Annotated in this window: 13 protein-coding genes; 8 read left to right on the top strand and 5 right to left on the bottom strand. The window is 69.2% G+C overall.

What is annotated here, in order from left to right:
- Positions 1 to 6: 6 nt before the first annotated feature.
- Positions 7 to 327 carry a winged helix-turn-helix transcriptional regulator gene (locus IG98_RS0116770; protein ID WP_030912941.1) on the bottom strand — a complete coding sequence of 107 codons (321 nt, stop codon included), beginning with the start codon at positions 325 to 327 and terminating at the stop codon, positions 7 to 9.
- A gap of 150 nt (positions 328 to 477) precedes the next feature.
- On the opposite strand from IG98_RS0116770, the gene IG98_RS54305 reads away from it, so the two are divergent.
- Positions 478 to 600, top strand: coding sequence for a hypothetical protein (locus tag IG98_RS54305; RefSeq protein WP_281178491.1), 123 nt, complete (start codon positions 478 to 480; stop codon positions 598 to 600).
- Between the two features lie 135 nt (positions 601 to 735).
- Positions 736 to 2,271 (top strand): DUF885 family protein, encoded by a 1,536-nt coding sequence (locus tag IG98_RS0116765; RefSeq protein WP_030912733.1) that lies wholly within the window; start codon positions 736 to 738, stop codon positions 2,269 to 2,271.
- Here IG98_RS0116765 and IG98_RS0116760 read toward each other — a convergent pair.
- On the bottom strand, positions 2,247 to 3,566 hold the full coding sequence (locus IG98_RS0116760; RefSeq protein ID WP_030912730.1) for a UDP-glucose dehydrogenase family protein: 1,320 nt from the start codon (positions 3,564 to 3,566) through the stop codon (positions 2,247 to 2,249). The two genes, IG98_RS0116765 and IG98_RS0116760, sit on opposite strands and share 25 nt — an antisense overlap.
- Here IG98_RS0116760 and IG98_RS0116755 point away from each other — a divergent pair.
- Positions 3,550 to 4,914, top strand: a complete 1,365-nt coding sequence (locus IG98_RS0116755; RefSeq protein ID WP_245651592.1) for a UDP-glucose dehydrogenase family protein — start codon at positions 3,550 to 3,552, stop codon at positions 4,912 to 4,914. The two genes, IG98_RS0116760 and IG98_RS0116755, sit on opposite strands and share 17 nt — an antisense overlap.
- Before the next feature lie 11 nt (positions 4,915 to 4,925).
- Here the strand turns inward: IG98_RS0116755 and IG98_RS0116750 are convergent, their stop codons facing one another.
- Entirely contained in the window at positions 4,926 to 5,765 is an 840-nt protein-coding gene (locus IG98_RS0116750; RefSeq protein WP_169750130.1) for a class I SAM-dependent methyltransferase, read from the bottom strand.
- A 229-nt stretch (positions 5,766 to 5,994) separates the two neighbouring features.
- Between IG98_RS0116750 and IG98_RS50570 the strand changes: the two genes are divergently transcribed.
- Positions 5,995 to 7,371: an NsdA family TPR-like regulatory protein gene (locus tag IG98_RS50570; protein ID WP_483855312.1), complete on the top strand. Its 1,377-nt coding sequence runs from the start codon at positions 5,995 to 5,997 to the stop codon at positions 7,369 to 7,371.
- Positions 7,372 to 7,416: 45 nt separating this feature from the next.
- On the opposite strand, the gene IG98_RS0116735 is transcribed toward IG98_RS50570, so the two are convergent.
- On the bottom strand, positions 7,417 to 8,163 hold the full coding sequence (locus IG98_RS0116735) for an SDR family NAD(P)-dependent oxidoreductase (RefSeq protein ID WP_030912718.1): 747 nt from the start codon (positions 8,161 to 8,163) through the stop codon (positions 7,417 to 7,419).
- Between the two features lie 147 nt (positions 8,164 to 8,310).
- Between IG98_RS0116735 and IG98_RS0116730 the strand changes: the two genes are divergently transcribed.
- From IG98_RS0116730 to IG98_RS0116720, 3 genes are all read left to right on the top strand, one after another.
- The gene (locus tag IG98_RS0116730; RefSeq protein ID WP_051752230.1) at positions 8,311 to 9,144 is read left to right on the top strand and encodes an SDR family NAD(P)-dependent oxidoreductase; all 834 of its coding nucleotides are present in this window, start codon (positions 8,311 to 8,313) and stop codon (positions 9,142 to 9,144) included.
- A 36-nt stretch (positions 9,145 to 9,180) separates the two neighbouring features.
- On the top strand, positions 9,181 to 10,752 hold the full coding sequence (gene guaA / locus IG98_RS0116725; RefSeq protein ID WP_425428052.1) for a glutamine-hydrolyzing GMP synthase: 1,572 nt from the start codon (positions 9,181 to 9,183) through the stop codon (positions 10,750 to 10,752).
- Positions 10,753 to 10,912: 160 nt separating this feature from the next.
- The gene (locus IG98_RS0116720) at positions 10,913 to 12,253 is read left to right on the top strand and encodes an acyltransferase family protein (RefSeq protein WP_245651591.1); all 1,341 of its coding nucleotides are present in this window, start codon (positions 10,913 to 10,915) and stop codon (positions 12,251 to 12,253) included.
- On the opposite strand, the gene IG98_RS0116715 is transcribed toward IG98_RS0116720, so the two are convergent.
- Complete coding sequence (locus tag IG98_RS0116715; RefSeq protein ID WP_037970543.1) at positions 12,157 to 12,993, bottom strand: polysaccharide deacetylase family protein; 837 nt, start codon at positions 12,991 to 12,993, stop codon at positions 12,157 to 12,159. The two genes, IG98_RS0116720 and IG98_RS0116715, sit on opposite strands and share 97 nt — an antisense overlap.
- 247 nt (positions 12,994 to 13,240) lie before the next feature.
- Here IG98_RS0116715 and IG98_RS0116710 point away from each other — a divergent pair, with 247 nt between their 5' ends.
- Positions 13,241 to 14,740 carry a hypothetical protein gene (locus IG98_RS0116710; protein WP_030912701.1) on the top strand — a complete coding sequence of 500 codons (1,500 nt, stop codon included), beginning with the start codon at positions 13,241 to 13,243 and terminating at the stop codon, positions 14,738 to 14,740.
- The last annotated feature ends 1 nt before the right edge of the window (position 14,741 follow it).

Here is a 14,741-nt window from a genome sequence, read left to right as displayed (position 1 = left end):
CGGGCCTCAGCGAATGCCGGAGTCGGGGTTGGCGGCGTCCCAGCGGCGACGCGACTCGGCGATGCCGTCGCGGTGCTCGGCCGACCAGTCGGCCAGGGCCCTCACCAGGTGGGTGAGGCTGTGCCCGGTGGGGGTCAGCTCGTAGTCGACCTGCGGCGGGACGACGGGGTGGACGGTCCTGGTGATCAGGCCGTCACGCTCCAGGCGGCGTACGGTCAGGGTGAGCATCCGCTGCGAGATGCCGGGGACGGCCCGCTGGAGCTCGCGGAACCGGCGCACTCCCTGGGCCAGCTCCACGACCACCAGCACCGACCACTTGTCGCCGATCCGGTCCAGGACCTCGCGGATGCCGCAGTCCTCGCCCCCGCCCTCACCGAGGCCACCGGGAGCGCCGTCTCGTACGAGCCCGGCACCCTCGCCGGGGCCCGGGAGGGCTTCGTCACCCTGGGCCTGGCGCCCTTCCAGGTCCCGATGCTGGTGAGCACCTACTCCAGCATCGCCAACGGGTTCATGAACGGGACGGACGGCGACCTGCGGAATCTGCTCGGCAGGGCTCCCCGGTCCGCCCTGGAGACCATCGTCGCCAGGCTGCCCGCCTAGAACCGTTCCCCGCAGGTCGGTCAGGGGCGCCGGATCACGTACGGAACACGGGCCCGGGGCCGCTGCGCGCGTAGCCGGGAAGTGCCCGTCGGCGAGCCGGGGCGACGAACGTGGTCCTGATATAGCGTCGCGACCATGAGCGAACTCGACGGCCGCCTCCGGGCGGTATGCGACCTCACTGTGTCCGGTGTCCGGGAAATGGCCGGGCGGCACGAGTACGACGGCCTGATCCAGGACCTTTCGCCGGCGGGGGTGCGCGCCGGGCTGGCCGCGCTGGGGCAGGGGCCGCTGCCCGGGGATCCCCATGACGCGGCGCACCTGCAGATCTTCGAGGAGGCCAAGCGGGTGCAGTTCGCCGAGCTGGAGCTGCACCGGCGCAGCCCCATGGAGCACCTGGGCAACCTGGACCTGGCCACCTACGACCGCGAGTACGCCCCCGAGGCCGAGCGGAACGCCGCCAAGCAGGCCCACCTCGCCCGCTGGCCGGAGGCGGTGGACAACGCGGTCGCCTCGCTCGACCTGCTCAGCGCCCCCGTCGCGACCGCGCTGCTCGGAGCGGTACGCGGTCTGGCCGCCGGGGTGCCCCGCGACGCGAAGGAGAGCGTGCGCGAGGCGGCGTTCCGGGCGCACGCCCGGCTGGTGGAGCACGTCGAGAAGGCCGCGTACTCCGGCGACCCGGACGCCTCGCTCGGCGCCGCAGGCCTGGCCCGGCTGATGGGCGCGGGTGACGGTCTCCCGGTCGACCTGGGGCGGCTCGCCGAGCGCGCCGACGCCGAGCGCGACCGGCTGATGGCCCGGCTGACGGAGTCCTGCGCGGCGCTGGGATTCGGGGATCGGCCGCCGCTGGACGTGGCGCGCGAGCTCGTCAAGCAGCACCCCGGCCCCGAGGGCGTGATCGAGGCGGCCAGGATCGGCACCGAGAGTGCACTCGCCTTCACCAGGGAGAAGGACCTGGTGCCCTACCACGACGGGGAGTGCCTGGTCGGCATCGCGCCCGAGTCGCGCCGGTGGGCCATGGCCATGATCAGCTTCTCGGCGCCCGGCGAGCCCGACGGCCCCTCGTGGTACCACATCACCCCGCCCGACCCCTCGTGGCCGCAGGGCGACATCGAGGAGTGGCTGGAGGTCTTCAGCGAGACCACGCTCCCCGCGATCAATGTGCACGAGGTCGCCCCCGGGCACTTCTCGCACGGCCGCGCGCTCCGCCGCGCCCGCTCCGACGTGCGGCGGACGCTGATGTCGCTGGCCTTCATGGAGGGCTGGGCGCACTACGCCGAGGAGCTCTGTGTCGAGGAGGGCTTCGCGCCCGAGGACCCGCGCTTCGAGATCGGCGTCTGGCTGGAGGCGCTGATCAGGGTGACCCGGCTGGCCTGCGCGATCGGTGTGCACTCCGGTGCGATGACCGTCGAGGAGGGCGCCCGCCGCTTCGCCGCCGACACCCACATCGCCGGCTCGGCGGCCCTGTCCGAGGCGGCACGGGCCACCTTCGATCCCACCTATGGCCGCTACACCTGGGGCAAGCTGGAGATCCTCGACCTCCGCGACCGGGCCAGAACCGCCTGGGGCTCCGACTTCGGCCTCAAACGCTTCCACACCGCCATGTTCGACCTCGGCTCCCCACCCCTGGGCCTCCTGGACCACGCCCTTCACTCTCGCCCCAACGCCCGGTAGCTCCACCCGGCATCACTCCACAGATCAGGGTCGAGGGCCGCTCGGCCATCGACGACGATCGGAACGGCGGCCGACCTCACCAGCTTGGCGGGGTCGGCCTCGATGAACTCTGGCCAGGCCGTCAGGTGTAGCAGCACCTCCGCACCTTCCACGGCCCCGCCAGCGGCAAGCGCGTATCGCAGTTCCGGGTGCAGGTCCCGGGCGAAATCCATCGCGGCGGGATCGTAGGCGGTGACGATGCCGCCCTCATGGTGGATCGCCAGGGCCACGGCCAGCGCGGGTGAGTCACGTAGGTCGTCGACATCAGGTTTGAAAGACAGTCCCCATATTCCGACGCGGCGGTTGGTCAGGTCACCACCGCAGGCGTGCCGGGCCAGATCCACGGTATGAAGCTGGCGGCGCTGGTTGACCCTGTCGACCTGAACCAGCAGTTCCAGATCCGCGCCGACACCGTGCGTGCGCCCTTGGGCGATGAGACTCCGTACGTCCTTGGGCAGGCAACTGCCGCCGTAGCCGACACCGGCGTCCAGGTATGCGTCGCCGATACGGGGGTCCAGCGCCAGTGTGTGAGCAAGGGAGGACACATCGGTTCCCGTCGCCTCGCACAGCGAGGCGACGGCGTTGATGAAGGAGATCTTCGTAGCGAGGAAGGCGTTCGCCGCGGTCTTGCACATCTCTGCGGTCGTCAGGTCGGTCACGACCATCAGCGCGCCGGCATCGAGTTGTGCCTTCCGAACTCGGCGTAGCAACTGTTCGGCGTGCTCGTCGCCGGAGGCGATGCCGAGCACAATGCGTGAGGGGCGAGCCACGTCAGCTAAGGAGGTGGATTCCCGGAGAAAGTCCGGAGAGCAGGCGACCGTCACCCGTACATGCGCCGGAGCCATGGAGCGTGCGAGTTCGGCCAGGTGCCTCGTAGTGCCGACGGGCACCGAGGATTTCACCACGATCACTGCGTCACGGCGCAGTCGTGACGCAAGATCGATCACGGCTCTCTCGAGATCACCCAGATCGGCGGCGAGTGCTCCGATCTGCTGTGGCGTACCGACGCACAGGATGTGCAGATCCGCGAAGGCTGTGGCGTCGTCGTAGGAGTCGGTGAAGCGAAGCTTTCCGGGGCTACCGTGCGAGGCTATAGCCTCAGCCAGACCTGGTTCGTCGAAGGGCGTACGGCCTGCACTGAGTATGCGCATGGTCTTCGGGTCGGCGTCCAGGCCGAGAATCTGGTGCCCCATGCGGGCCATCCCGACCGCGTAGGGGAGGCCGAGGCGCCCGCAGCCGATGATGTTGATCTTCATGCTTCACTTCCTTGCAGAGAGGGACGATGAACACGTGCGAATGACGGTGATCGGGTGTGGCCATCTAGGCGTGACACACGCGGCCTCGATGGCGGAGATCGGCCATGAAGTGGTCGGCGTCGACATCGACGCGGCCAAGATCGAAACGCTGAGTTCAGGTAGAGCCTGGTTCCACGAGCCGGGGTTGGACGTGATGCTCGCCCGCCACATCGCCTCCGGACGACTGCGGTTCACCACGGACTTCGCCGAGGCAGGTGAGTTTGGTGAGATGCACTTCCTCGGGGTCGCCACTCCCGGCATGGCCGACCGTGACGACTACGATCTGTCGCAGGTCTTCGCTGCGATACGTTCGCTCGCGCCGCACCTGCACCAGCCTTGCATCATCGTGGGTAAGTCCACGGTCTCTGTTGGCACGACGGAGGCGACCCAGGAACTGGTAAGAGAACTTGCTCCGGCAGGGGAAGGCGTGGCCGTCGCCTGGAACCCCGAATTTCTGCGGGAGGGCCACGCCGTGCAGGACACGTTGCGCCCGGACCGCATCGTTGTCGGCGTGACCTCCGCCGAGGTCGAGGAGAAGATCCGGAAAGCGTACAAACCGATCACCGACGCTGGGGTGCCACTTGTCATCACCGACCCGGCCACCTGTGAGCTGGTGAAGGGCGCGGCGAACGCCTTCCTGTCGATGAAGATCTCCTTCATCAACGCGATGGCTGACATCTGCGAGGCATCCGGTGCCGACGTCACCCAGCTCGCCGACGCCATCGGCCTGGACCCACGCATCGGCCGGGCGTTCCTGGACGCCGGTATCGGCTACGGCGGCGGCTGCCTGCCCAAGGACACTCGCGCATTCGCCGCCAGAGCTCGCGAACTCGGTGTGGACGGTGCTGTGGACTTGTTGACTTCGGTGGATCGGATCAATACCGGCCGCCGCGAGCGAGTGGTTGAGATGGCGCGGAAAGCCTGCGGTGGTGACATGGCCGGTCGACATGTTGGCGTGTGGGGGGCGGCGTTCAAGTTCGGCACTGACGATGTGCGGGATTCCCCGGCACTGGACGTCGCGGCGCGTCTCCACTCGCTTGGAGCGACGGTCACGGTCTACGACCCGATGGCGATGGAAAACGCTCGCCTTGTTCATCCGGAACTTGGCTATGCCGGAGATGCCCTGACAGCCGCTGCCGGAGCTGACGTCCTGGTTACCATGACCGCCTGGCCAGAGTTTCGGGACCTCGATCCGGAAGCCGTCGCCAAGGTTGTGAGCCGGCAGATCATGATCGACGCTCGAAGCGCCCTCGACATATCCAGGTGGCAGGATGCCGACTGGGCAATGCACCGGCTTGGTCGGAGCTGATGCCTGGTCTCTCACGGACGCTCACCGATGATCACGGCGGTCTGCAGAGTCGCCGTGAATCCTCCAGACGGTTCCACAGCGGTCAGTGCATCCCGTAGCGCTTGTTCGTATTCCTCTCGGAGGCCGCCGAGCACCGCCCTTGAGGAGAAGGCGTAGGTGTACTGCAAGCCGATCAGCTTGTCGGTGGTGAGGTCCAGGCGGTAATCGGTGCGTAGGACTCGTATACGAGGGAAGTCCGACCGACGCAGCACCGTCTCGTGGTCTTCGGTGAGGTACTGGAAGGGGGCGTCCGGTCCTGCGGCGCGGTGGGTGCCGAGAAACCGATCGCGGATGCGGTCGAGAATCGGTTCCCACCATGCCTTTGGTGTACCGAGCGCGTGGCTGACCACTATGGCGACGAACCCCCCGGACGTGGTGATCCCATGCAGGTCCGCTAGAACCTGATCTCGGTGCATGTAGTGAAAGGCATCGCCGATCACCGTGCCTCGGACAGGCGGAAGAGCTGACACAGTGGACGAGTCGCCTTGCCGCCAGTCGATGTTTTCGATGCCACGCTCGATGGCACGCTGACGGCCGACTGTCAGCATCTCTCCGCTGGGTTCAACTGCGATCACTGGAAGACCAAGCTCAGCGAGACGTACGGCGATCACACCGGGCCCGCTCCCCAGGTCCAGGACGGGTACGTCGTCGGCGGCGGCACGAGCGGTTTCGGCGATGTAGTCGATGAGCACACCAGGGTGTTCCGGTCGATACCGAACGTAAGCGTCGGCGGTGGTTGTGAAGATCGTTTCTGGGTTGGGATAGTGAGTACGAGCTGGCGGTGCGATCACGTCTGCCTCCGAAGCATTCACCCGGCGAGGGTGGCGCTGAATGAGCCCGCCTCCCCGTGAAACGAGGCGGAGTCATGACTGTCCTTTGCGGCCGCCCGCCATCGCCAGTGGCGATTGACGCCCTGTACTCGGGCACATACGGTCCGGAGTGAGGGCGTCACATGCCCCCTTGTCGGATGCGGCCGATCGGGGAAGGGTGGGGCGTGACTGCCCTGTCAGCTGCTTCTGTGCCTTCTTGTGGAGAGAGTAAGTGCCGACATCTCACGACAGGCGATGCGCTAGTGCGATCCGTGCCCGTGCACTGGCCATATACGGTGATCGGCTTCCTTCGCAGGTCCTGCATGATCTCGCACAAGAGATCCGCGCCTGTTGCGGTCACGGTCACCTTAAAAGCGCCCGGCTCGCCCGGGGTTGGACTGTCTCTGAGGCGGTTGCTCAGCTCATCGCGGTCGCTCAAGTCCCGCGTGGAGTGGACGAGCGGGCTTGGCGCCGTTGGGAGAACGGGAACCGTCCGGACGATGATTACCAGGACCGGCTCGGCAGACTTTTCGAAACCGGGCCGGTCCAGCTTGGATTCGGCATCGACTACACGCCACACCCGCCGGGAGGTGATCTTACGAACCGCCGTGACGCCCTGCGTCTGGGGGCTGCGGCTCTCGTCGTCCCCGACATGCTGATCACGAACGCCGAGAGCGAAGCCCGCGAGCTGACCCGCCGCAGCGAACAGACCGATCTCGGGCCGAGCAGCCTGGAACATCTCCAACAGGTCATCGAAGACTATGGACGGTATTACTCCCGATACAGTGCGGCCGAGCTGTGGCAGGCCGCGCTCGGGGACCGCCGTCACGTCGCAGAACTGCTTCAGCTGCGTATGACGCTTAGACAGCGCCGTGAGTTGTACGTCGCCGCGGCCTGGCTGTCGTTGGTCCTCGCATGGACCGCTCATGACCGAGGAAACGTACGGGTCGCGCTCGCGTACGCGGCCGATGCCCGTCATCACGCGGGGGAAGCCGATCACGATGAGACGGCGGCGTGGGCATGGGATGTGGAGGCGACGACCTGGCTGTACGACGATCAGCCGCACGCAGCGCTCCGCGCCGCCCAGTTGGGAGCGGGCCGGGCCTCGGCGGGAAGTGCCGCGCAGACGCGCCTGACCGGGCAACTGGCTCGGACCCATGCCCGGCTCGGCCACGAGGCTCCGGCCTCCGACGCGCTGGAGGCGCTCCGCGATCAAGCCGAGTGGCATGCACCGCATGCGACCGGGCTGTTCAGCGCCGATGCTGTACGGGTCTGGTCGGTCGCTGCGACCTCCAGCCTGTGGCTCGGTCGTGACGGGCAGGCCCGTGACTTCGCCGGACAGGCGATGGAGGTGTACGAGCGGGCCCCGCAGGTGTCTCCGACCAGACGAGCGATCACCGCCTTGGACCTCGGGGTCGCCTGCGCCCGGCTGGGCGACCCGGAACAGGCCGTCGCCCACGGCCTGTCCGCGATCTCCACGCCGCGTTACGCCGCCGCGATCGTCGCTCGAAGCCACGACCTCGGTGCCACGCTGGAACGCGCCTACCCCAAGGCCGCAGTTGCGGCACGGTTCCGGCAGGGAATGGCAGAGCTCGAAAAGCAGCCCTGACCGGAGATCAACGGCATCGCTCCGTATGATCCGGCGATCGCGGGATCAGCGGTCGACGGCGGTGGCGCCGCCGTCGACGACCAGGTGGGTGCCGGTGATGAAGGACGCCTCGTCGCTCAGCAGGAACCGTACGGCCGCGGCGACCTCCCCGGGGCGGCCGAGGCGGTGGAAGAGGGACTTGCGTTCGAAGGACTCCATGAAGCTCTGGTCGCCGCCGGTGGCTTTGACCAGCATGGGGGTGTCGATGTAGCCGGGGCAGACGGCGTTGATCCGGATCGGCGCCAGCTCGTGGGCCATCGAGCGGGTCAGGCCGAGCATGCCCGCCTTGGAGGAGCAGTAGGCCGGGATGAACGCCTGCCCGACCAGGCCCTCGACCGAGGAGATGCCGACGACCGCGGAGCCCTCCTGCTTGCGCAGGTCCGGAAGCAGGGCCTTGACCAGCAGGGCGTGGGCGCGCAGGTTGACGTTGAGCACCGCGTCCCAGGCCGCCTCGGTCAGCTCGCCGACGCTCAGGGGCGCCGCGATCCCGGCCGCGTGCACGAGGCCGCCGATGGCCCCCAGGGCGTCGCGGCTGGTGGCGACCGCGGCGGGAAAGGACGAGGCGTCGGTGACGTCGACGGTGACGGCGATCGCCGGGGCGCCGTTCATGGCGACGAAGGAGGCGGTCTCCTTGGCGCCCGTCTCGTCGAGATCCCAGATCGCGACCGGGCGCCCGGCCTCGGCGAGCGCCAGCGCGCAGGCCCTGCCGATCCCTGACGCTCCGCCGGTGACGACGACTCCGGTACCTGTCATGGCCTGCCTCCTCGACTGATGGTGAGCCACAGGTTAGCTTTGTGGCCAAGCGGCCGCTAGGTATGGTGCGGCCGGAGACGGCGCGATGTGTGAACCGTCAGTTCAGTGGTAACACGATGCGGGAACCGTCAGGCTGGAGGAAACGCCATGCGTGAACTGTCAGGCAAGATCGCGGTCGTCACGGGGGCGGGCAGCGGGATCGGCCGGGCGCTCGCACTGGGCCTGGCGGCGGAGGGGATGGCCCTCATGCTCGCCGACATCGACCCGGGCCCTCTCGCGGAGACCGCCTCGCTGGTGGAGGGGGTCAAGGTGCTCACCGAGATCACCGACGTCTCCGACCGGACGGCCGTGCAGCACCTCGCCGACCGGACCTTCGGCGAGCTGGGCGCGGTCCACGTGCTGTGCAACAACGCGGGGGTCTTCCAGGGCGGCCAGATGTGGACCAGGGAGCCCGAGGACTTCGCCTGGCTGCTCGGGGTGAACCTCTGGGGTGTGCTCCACGGCATCCGGGCCTTCGTCCCCCGTATGATCGCCCAGGACACCGAGGGGCACATCCTCAATACCGTCTCGGTCTCGGGGCTGTTCGCCGCGCCGTTCTCCGGCGCCTACTCGGTCTCGAAGTACGCCGCGTTCGCCGCCTCGCAGTCCCTCGCCCAGGATCTCGCGATGGCCGGCCACAAGCTCCGGGTGACCGCGCTCTGCCCGGGTGGGGTACGGACCGGTATCAACCGCTCGGAACGGGTCAGGCCGGAGAATCTCCTGGTCGCCGGGCCCACCGAGGACGAGGTGGCCTCCGCCGGGATCATCGACGGCCTGGTGGAACGGGGCATCGACCCCGAGCAGGTGGCGCTCGCCGCGGTGGCGGCCATCCGTGAGGAGCGTTTCCTGGTCTTCACCCATCCCGGCTACGCGGCGGGCCTGCGCGAGCAGACCGAGGCCCTGCTCGCGGGGGCGCTGCCCCCGTTTCCCATCTACGAGTAGCGTGCTGACGGGCACCGATAGACTGGCAGCACCGCTCTGTTCCTTTTGGGGGTCTTGGTGTCTGAGTTCGACACGGTCCTGGTCGTCGATTTCGGCGCGCAGTACGCGCAGCTGATCGCGCGAAGGGTACGTGAATGCCACGTCTACTCCGAGATCGTCCCGTCGACGATGCCGGTGGAGGAGATGATGGCCAAGAAGCCCAAGGCCATCATCCTGTCCGGCGGCCCCTCGTCGGTGTATGCCGAGGGCGCTCCGGCCGCCCCCAAGGGCCTGTTCGACACCGGCGTGCCGACCTTCGGCATCTGCTACGGCTTCCAGGTCATGGCCCAGGAGCTGGGCGGGGAGGTGGCCAGGACCGGCACCGCCGAGTACGGCGGCACCCACCTGGAGGTGAGCGAGCAGGGCGTGCTCTTCGCGGGGCTGCCCGCGAAGCAGTCGGTCTGGATGTCCCACGGGGACAGCGTCTCCGCCGCTCCCGAGGGCTTCACGGTCACCGCCACGACCGCCGAGACGCCCGTCGCCGCCTTCGAGAACCCCCCTCTGGGCCTGTACGGCGTCCAGTTCCACCCCGAGGTCCTGCACTCCGAACACGGCCAGACGGTGCTGAAGCACTTCCTGGCCGCCGCGGGCTGCCGCCCCTCCTGGACGATGCTCAACATCGTCGAGGACGCGGTCGAGGCGATCCGCGCCCAGATCGGCCCCGAGGGCCGCGCCATCTGCGCGCTTTCCGGCGGCGTCGACTCCGCGGTGGCCGCCGCCATGGTCCAGCGGGCCATCGGTGACCGTCTGACCTGTGTCTTCGTCGACCACGGGCTGCTGCGCAAGGGTGAGGCCGAGCAGGTCGAGCGCGACTTCGTGGCCGTCACCGGGGTCAAGCTCCGGGTGGTCGACGCCCAGGAGCGCTTCCTGAAGGCGCTCGAGGGGGTCACCGACCCCGAGGAGAAGCGCAAGATCATCGGCCGCGAGTTCATCAGGGTCTTCGAGGACGAGCAGCGCGCCATCATCGCCGACGGCCCCGTCGACTTCCTCGTTCAGGGCACTCTCTACCCCGACGTGGTCGAGTCGGGCGGCGGCACCGGCACCGCCAACATCAAGTCCCACCACAATGTCGGAGGTCTTCCCGACGATCTTCAGTTCTCGCTGGTGGAGCCGCTTCGCGCGCTGTTCAAGGACGAGGTCCGCCGGGCCGGCGAGGAACTGGGCCTGCCCGCCGCCATGGTCTGGCGTCAGCCGTTCCCCGGTCCGGGGCTGGGCATCCGCATCGTCGGCGCGGTCAGCCGCGAGCGTCTGGAGATCCTCCGCGAGGCGGACGCCATCGCCCGCGAGGAGCTCTCCCGCGCCGGGCTCGACCGGGAGATCTGGCAGTGCCCGGTCGTGCTGCTCGCCGACGTCCGCTCGGTGGGCGTCCAGGGCGACGGCCGCACCTACGGCCACCCGGTCGTGCTGCGCCCGGTCTCCAGCGAGGACGCCATGACCGCCGACTGGTCCCGCGTCCCCTACGACGTGCTCGCCCGCATCTCCACCCGCATCACCAACGAGGTCCGCGAGGTCAACAGGGTGGTGCTGGACGTGACCAGCAAGCCCCCGGGCACCATCGAGTGGGAGTAGGCGCTTCGCCGGAACGCGGTCGACCGGCGGCCCGGTGTCCCCGGTTCCGAAGGCGCGGAACCGGGTAGCGAGCATCGAGGTCAGGGCCGGTGCCGATCTTCGCGTGCCGGTCCCGCCGATGGCGGGGTTTCTCGGAGTGCCGAGGGGTAGGTTGGTGCGGGTGTCCTCCCCAATGATCGGCGCGAGCTCCGCCAGGACCCCCGTTCCCCGTCTGGCGTGGCTTGACGCGCTGCGTGGGATCGGCGCGGTCGCGGTGTTGCTGGAGCACATGCTGCCCTGGTTCATGCCCGCCCTGCGGCCGTACTGGTTCAACCTCGGGATGTACGGCGTCCTGGTGTTCTTCCTGGTCAGTGGGTACATCATCCCGGTTTCGCTGGAGCGGCGCGGTGATGTGCGGGCCTTCTGGGTCAGCCGTGTGTTCCGGCTCTACCCGATCTACCTGCTGGTCGCGGTAGGCGTCCTGGTCATGGCGATCTGGATGCCCGTCCGTGAGCAGGTGCCCAGGGACCTGGCCTCGGTGTCCGCGCACGCCACGATGTTGCTGGACGTGGTGCACCTGGGCGGCCTGGCCGACACCATGTGGACGCTCTCGTACGAGATGGTCTTCTATCTGATCGTCACCGCGCTGTTCGTCGGCGGGGTGCACCGTGCGAGCGGTGCCTTCGCCATCGGGTTCGGGGCGGTCGCGGTCGTGGCCGGGCTGGTGCTGACGGCGCCGCCGATGAAGGGCTTCGGGCCCGCGTACGTGTCCGGCGTGCTGTTCTTCGTGGGTCTGGCCTGCCTGATCGGCGGGCGGTTCACGAAGATCGCCGCATATGTCCTCGGCGCGATGGCCGTGGTGCTGCTGATCTTCTCCGGTTTCGTGCCGTGGCTGGGGGCGGCGATTCTCGCGGTGATGTTCGCCGGAACCGCGATCCGCCGCTGGGAGCACGGAGAGGGTCCCCTCTGGCCGGTGGCGGTCGCGACGGTGCTCGTGGCGCTGGCCCCGGTCTGGTCGGAGCAGGCCGGCTGGTGGTGGGTGCAGCCGGGACCGTGGTTCGTCACCATGGCGCTGGCCGGGGGGTCGTTCGCGGGCGCGATGGCCCTGCGCGAGCGCCGGCTGCCCAGGTTCCTCGTCTGGCTGGGGCTGGTCAGCTACTCGGTCTACCTGCTGCATCACCCGCTGCTGCGGATCGCGCACGCCGTTGTCGGGGACGTGCGAGAGGCCGGGCCGGTGCTGCAGCTCTCCCTGTCCGCGGCGTTCGTGCTGGTGGTGCTCGGCCTGAGCCTGCTCACCCACCGCTACGTGGAGCTTCCCATGCAGCGGTTGGGCAGGCGGCTGGCTCGGCGGCGGTCCGCGGACGAGATCGCCGAGAGGACGCCCTCAGCTGAGATGGCCAGGAGGGCGTCCTCGGGTGAGGCGGCTCAGCTGTCGTCCTCGGGTGACTCCGCGAAGTCGCCCGGGTCGCCGGTGGGCGACTCGGAGGTCAGGTCCTCGTCCTTCTCGGAGCCGACGGGGTAGACCTCTCCGGCCTTCGTGGCCTTGGCGCCGCGCAGCGAGGAGACCGCCACCACGTGGTAGCCCTGCTTCTGCAGCGCGGTCAGCAGCTTCGGCATCACCTTGACCGTCTGCTCGACCCAGTCGTGCATGAGGATGACCCCGTCACGCTTGGCGTTCTTGAGCACCTCGTCGTAGATGGCCTTCTCGTTCTTGGTCGCCCAGTCGCGGGAGCCGCCGTTCCACAGGACGATCGGCATGCCCATCTCGGTGGCGATCGCCGCGACCCGCTGGTCGAACTCGCCGTAGGGCGGCCGGATCGTCGTCGGGTACTTCCCGGTGGACTTCTTGACGATGTCCTGGGTCTTGGTCAGTTCCTCGCGGATCCTGTCCTCGGACAGCTCCCGCAGGTGCGGGTGGCTGTAGCTGTGGTTGCCGATGTCGTGGCCCTCGGCGACCATCCGCTTGGCGAACGCGGGGCGGGACTTCACGTACTGACCCTCAAGGAAGAACGTCGCCTTGGAGTTGTACTTCTTGAAGGTGTCGAGCAACTTGTCGGCGTACTTGCCGGGGCCGTCGTCGAAGGTCAGCGCGATGCACTTGACCTTCGCGCAGTCCACCGGCACGGGCTTGGGGGCGGGCTTGGCCTTGCTCGCCGCCCTGGCCGTCGTTTTGGGCTGTTCCGCACTCCACGCGGCGGTCGGGGTAGCGATCATGGCCAGCGCACAGGAGGTGGCCAGCAACATTCGGACAGGAGACTTCATGAGGGGATCTCCGGGTCAAATCGACGTCGGTCGAGTGGGCATCCTATCGAGATGCCTGATGGCTGTTGGGGCTGAAGCGTCACGATGTCCTGTGAAAGCCCATCTGCTCCGGTGATCGCGGCACCGCGTGCGCCCTACCGCAAACTTGCCGTCTCCCCAGGTCATAACTGTGTATAGCGGCGTGGACGCGTCCCGCCGCCGCCCGATGATGGGCAACGGCCCCCTGCCGTAAAACGCTGGGGAGAGCATGACGATCGCCACGGCGGTGCCGCCCTCGGTCGAGGGGGAGCGGGGCGGTGTTCGCGACACCCGCGACCGGCGGTTCACACTCGCCTGCTACGCGACCGGCCAGCTCGTGCTGCTCGGCTGGTGGCTCGCCTTCCACCCCGGGTTGATGAGCCCGGACTCCGTCACCTACGTCGCGCACGTCACGACGGGCCCCTGGGTGGCCGGCCAGTCGGTCGCCTACGACGCCCTGCTCGGCCTCTCGCTGAGGGTGACCGGCGACCTGTCCCCGGTCACCCTCGCGCAGACGGCGGCGATGGCCGCCGCACTGGCCCACCTCGCGGGCGCGCTCAGGTCGCTGGGCGTGCGCGGGCGTGGGCTGCTCGCGGCGCTGGGATGCGCGGTGCTGTCACCGCCGCTCGGCGCCTTCACGGTGACGATGTGGAAGGACGTGCCGTTCACGGTGTGCGCGGTGCTGGCCGCGGGCACCGCCGTGCGGCTCGCGACCGGGCCCGCCGTCGTACGGCGCGCGGCCGGGCCGCGGGACACGCTCAGGAACAGGGTGCTCAAGGGTGGGTGGACCTGGGATCCACGGCTGGCCGCGCTCGGTGCCGAACTCGCCGGGCTGGGGCTGTTCAGGAACAACGGCTTCCTCGTCGCGCTGATCGCCGCGATCCTGCTGCTCCCGCTGCTGCCCGCGGCCCGCCGCCCGCTGGCGGCGGTGGCCTCGGCGGCGGCGGTGGCGACGCCGCTGCTGTTGCTGGGCGCCGGCTACCCGGCGATGGGCATCGCGCCACCGTCCCGCTCGTTCGCCTACCAGACGGTGTTCGGCGACCTCGCCGTGGCGTACGGGGAGCGCCCCCGGCTCTTCGACCGCGAGCAGCGGACACTCCTTGCCACGATCGCCCCGCTGTACGTCTGGCGGCGGGGGGCGACCTGCCAGACCATGGCGCGCGTCTTCTTCGACCCCGCCTTCAGCCACTCGCGGGCCGAGCAGCGGATCTCCGACGTGCTGGAACTCTGGCGCGGGCTGCTGGTCCGCGCGCCCGGTGTGATGCTGAGCGCCCGGGTCTGCCGCGCCGCGCTCGCCTGGCAGGTCGGTTCGACCTCGGGCGAGCCCGGCGGCGAGCTCTACCGCTTCTCGCTGCGCGATCCCCGGCTCCCGGACGGCTGGGCGGGCACCCCGGCGGCCTCGGCGATGCGGCAGCGGCCGTTCTCCGCCGGTCTGCGGGCCGCCGGGCTGTCCGCGCTGGACGCGAGCACGGTCAGGCAGCTTGAGTGGCTGCTGTGGCGGGCGCCCTTCTGGTGTTACCTCGGCTACGCGGCGGCCGTGCTCGCATGGCGGCGGACCGGGAGCGGAGCGGCGCTCGCGGGGGCGGCCGTGGTCGCGGGGCAGCAGCTCGGCGTGATCCTCACCAACACCGCGCCGGACTTCCGGTTCATGGTGGCGCCGATCTTCGTCGGTGTCCTGCTCGTGCCGCTCCTGCTGCGGGAGGTACGGCCCCTGCCGCCCCGGCGATGAG

Origin of the sequence: Streptosporangium amethystogenes (genome assembly GCF_000721075.1) — a bacterium.
In the GTDB taxonomy this organism is placed as follows: Bacteria; Actinomycetota; Actinomycetes; order Streptosporangiales; family Streptosporangiaceae; genus Streptosporangium; species Streptosporangium amethystogenes.
Note: the sequence above shows the minus strand (reverse complement) of the source record. Positions and strands in the feature narration are given on the sequence as shown.

What these genes read in the sequence shown, in the direction of transcription:
- IG98_RS0116710 (WP_030912701.1), top strand. Translation starts at nt 13,241, where the DNA reads ATGACGATCGCCACGGCGGTGCCGCCCTCGGTCGAGGGGGAGCGGGGC.
- IG98_RS0116755 (WP_245651592.1), top strand. Translation starts at nt 3,550, where the DNA reads ATGATGTTGATCTTCATGCTTCACTTCCTTGCAGAGAGGGACGATGAA.
- IG98_RS0116760 (WP_030912730.1), bottom strand. Translation starts at nt 3,566, where the DNA reads ATGAAGATCAACATCATCGGCTGCGGGCGCCTCGGCCTCCCCTACGCG.
- IG98_RS0116730 (WP_051752230.1), top strand. Translation starts at nt 8,311, where the DNA reads ATGCGTGAACTGTCAGGCAAGATCGCGGTCGTCACGGGGGCGGGCAGC.
- IG98_RS0116715 (WP_037970543.1), bottom strand. Translation starts at nt 12,993, where the DNA reads ATGAAGTCTCCTGTCCGAATGTTGCTGGCCACCTCCTGTGCGCTGGCC.
- IG98_RS0116765 (WP_030912733.1), top strand. Translation starts at nt 736, where the DNA reads ATGAGCGAACTCGACGGCCGCCTCCGGGCGGTATGCGACCTCACTGTG.
- IG98_RS0116735 (WP_030912718.1), bottom strand. Translation starts at nt 8,163, where the DNA reads ATGACAGGTACCGGAGTCGTCGTCACCGGCGGAGCGTCAGGGATCGGC.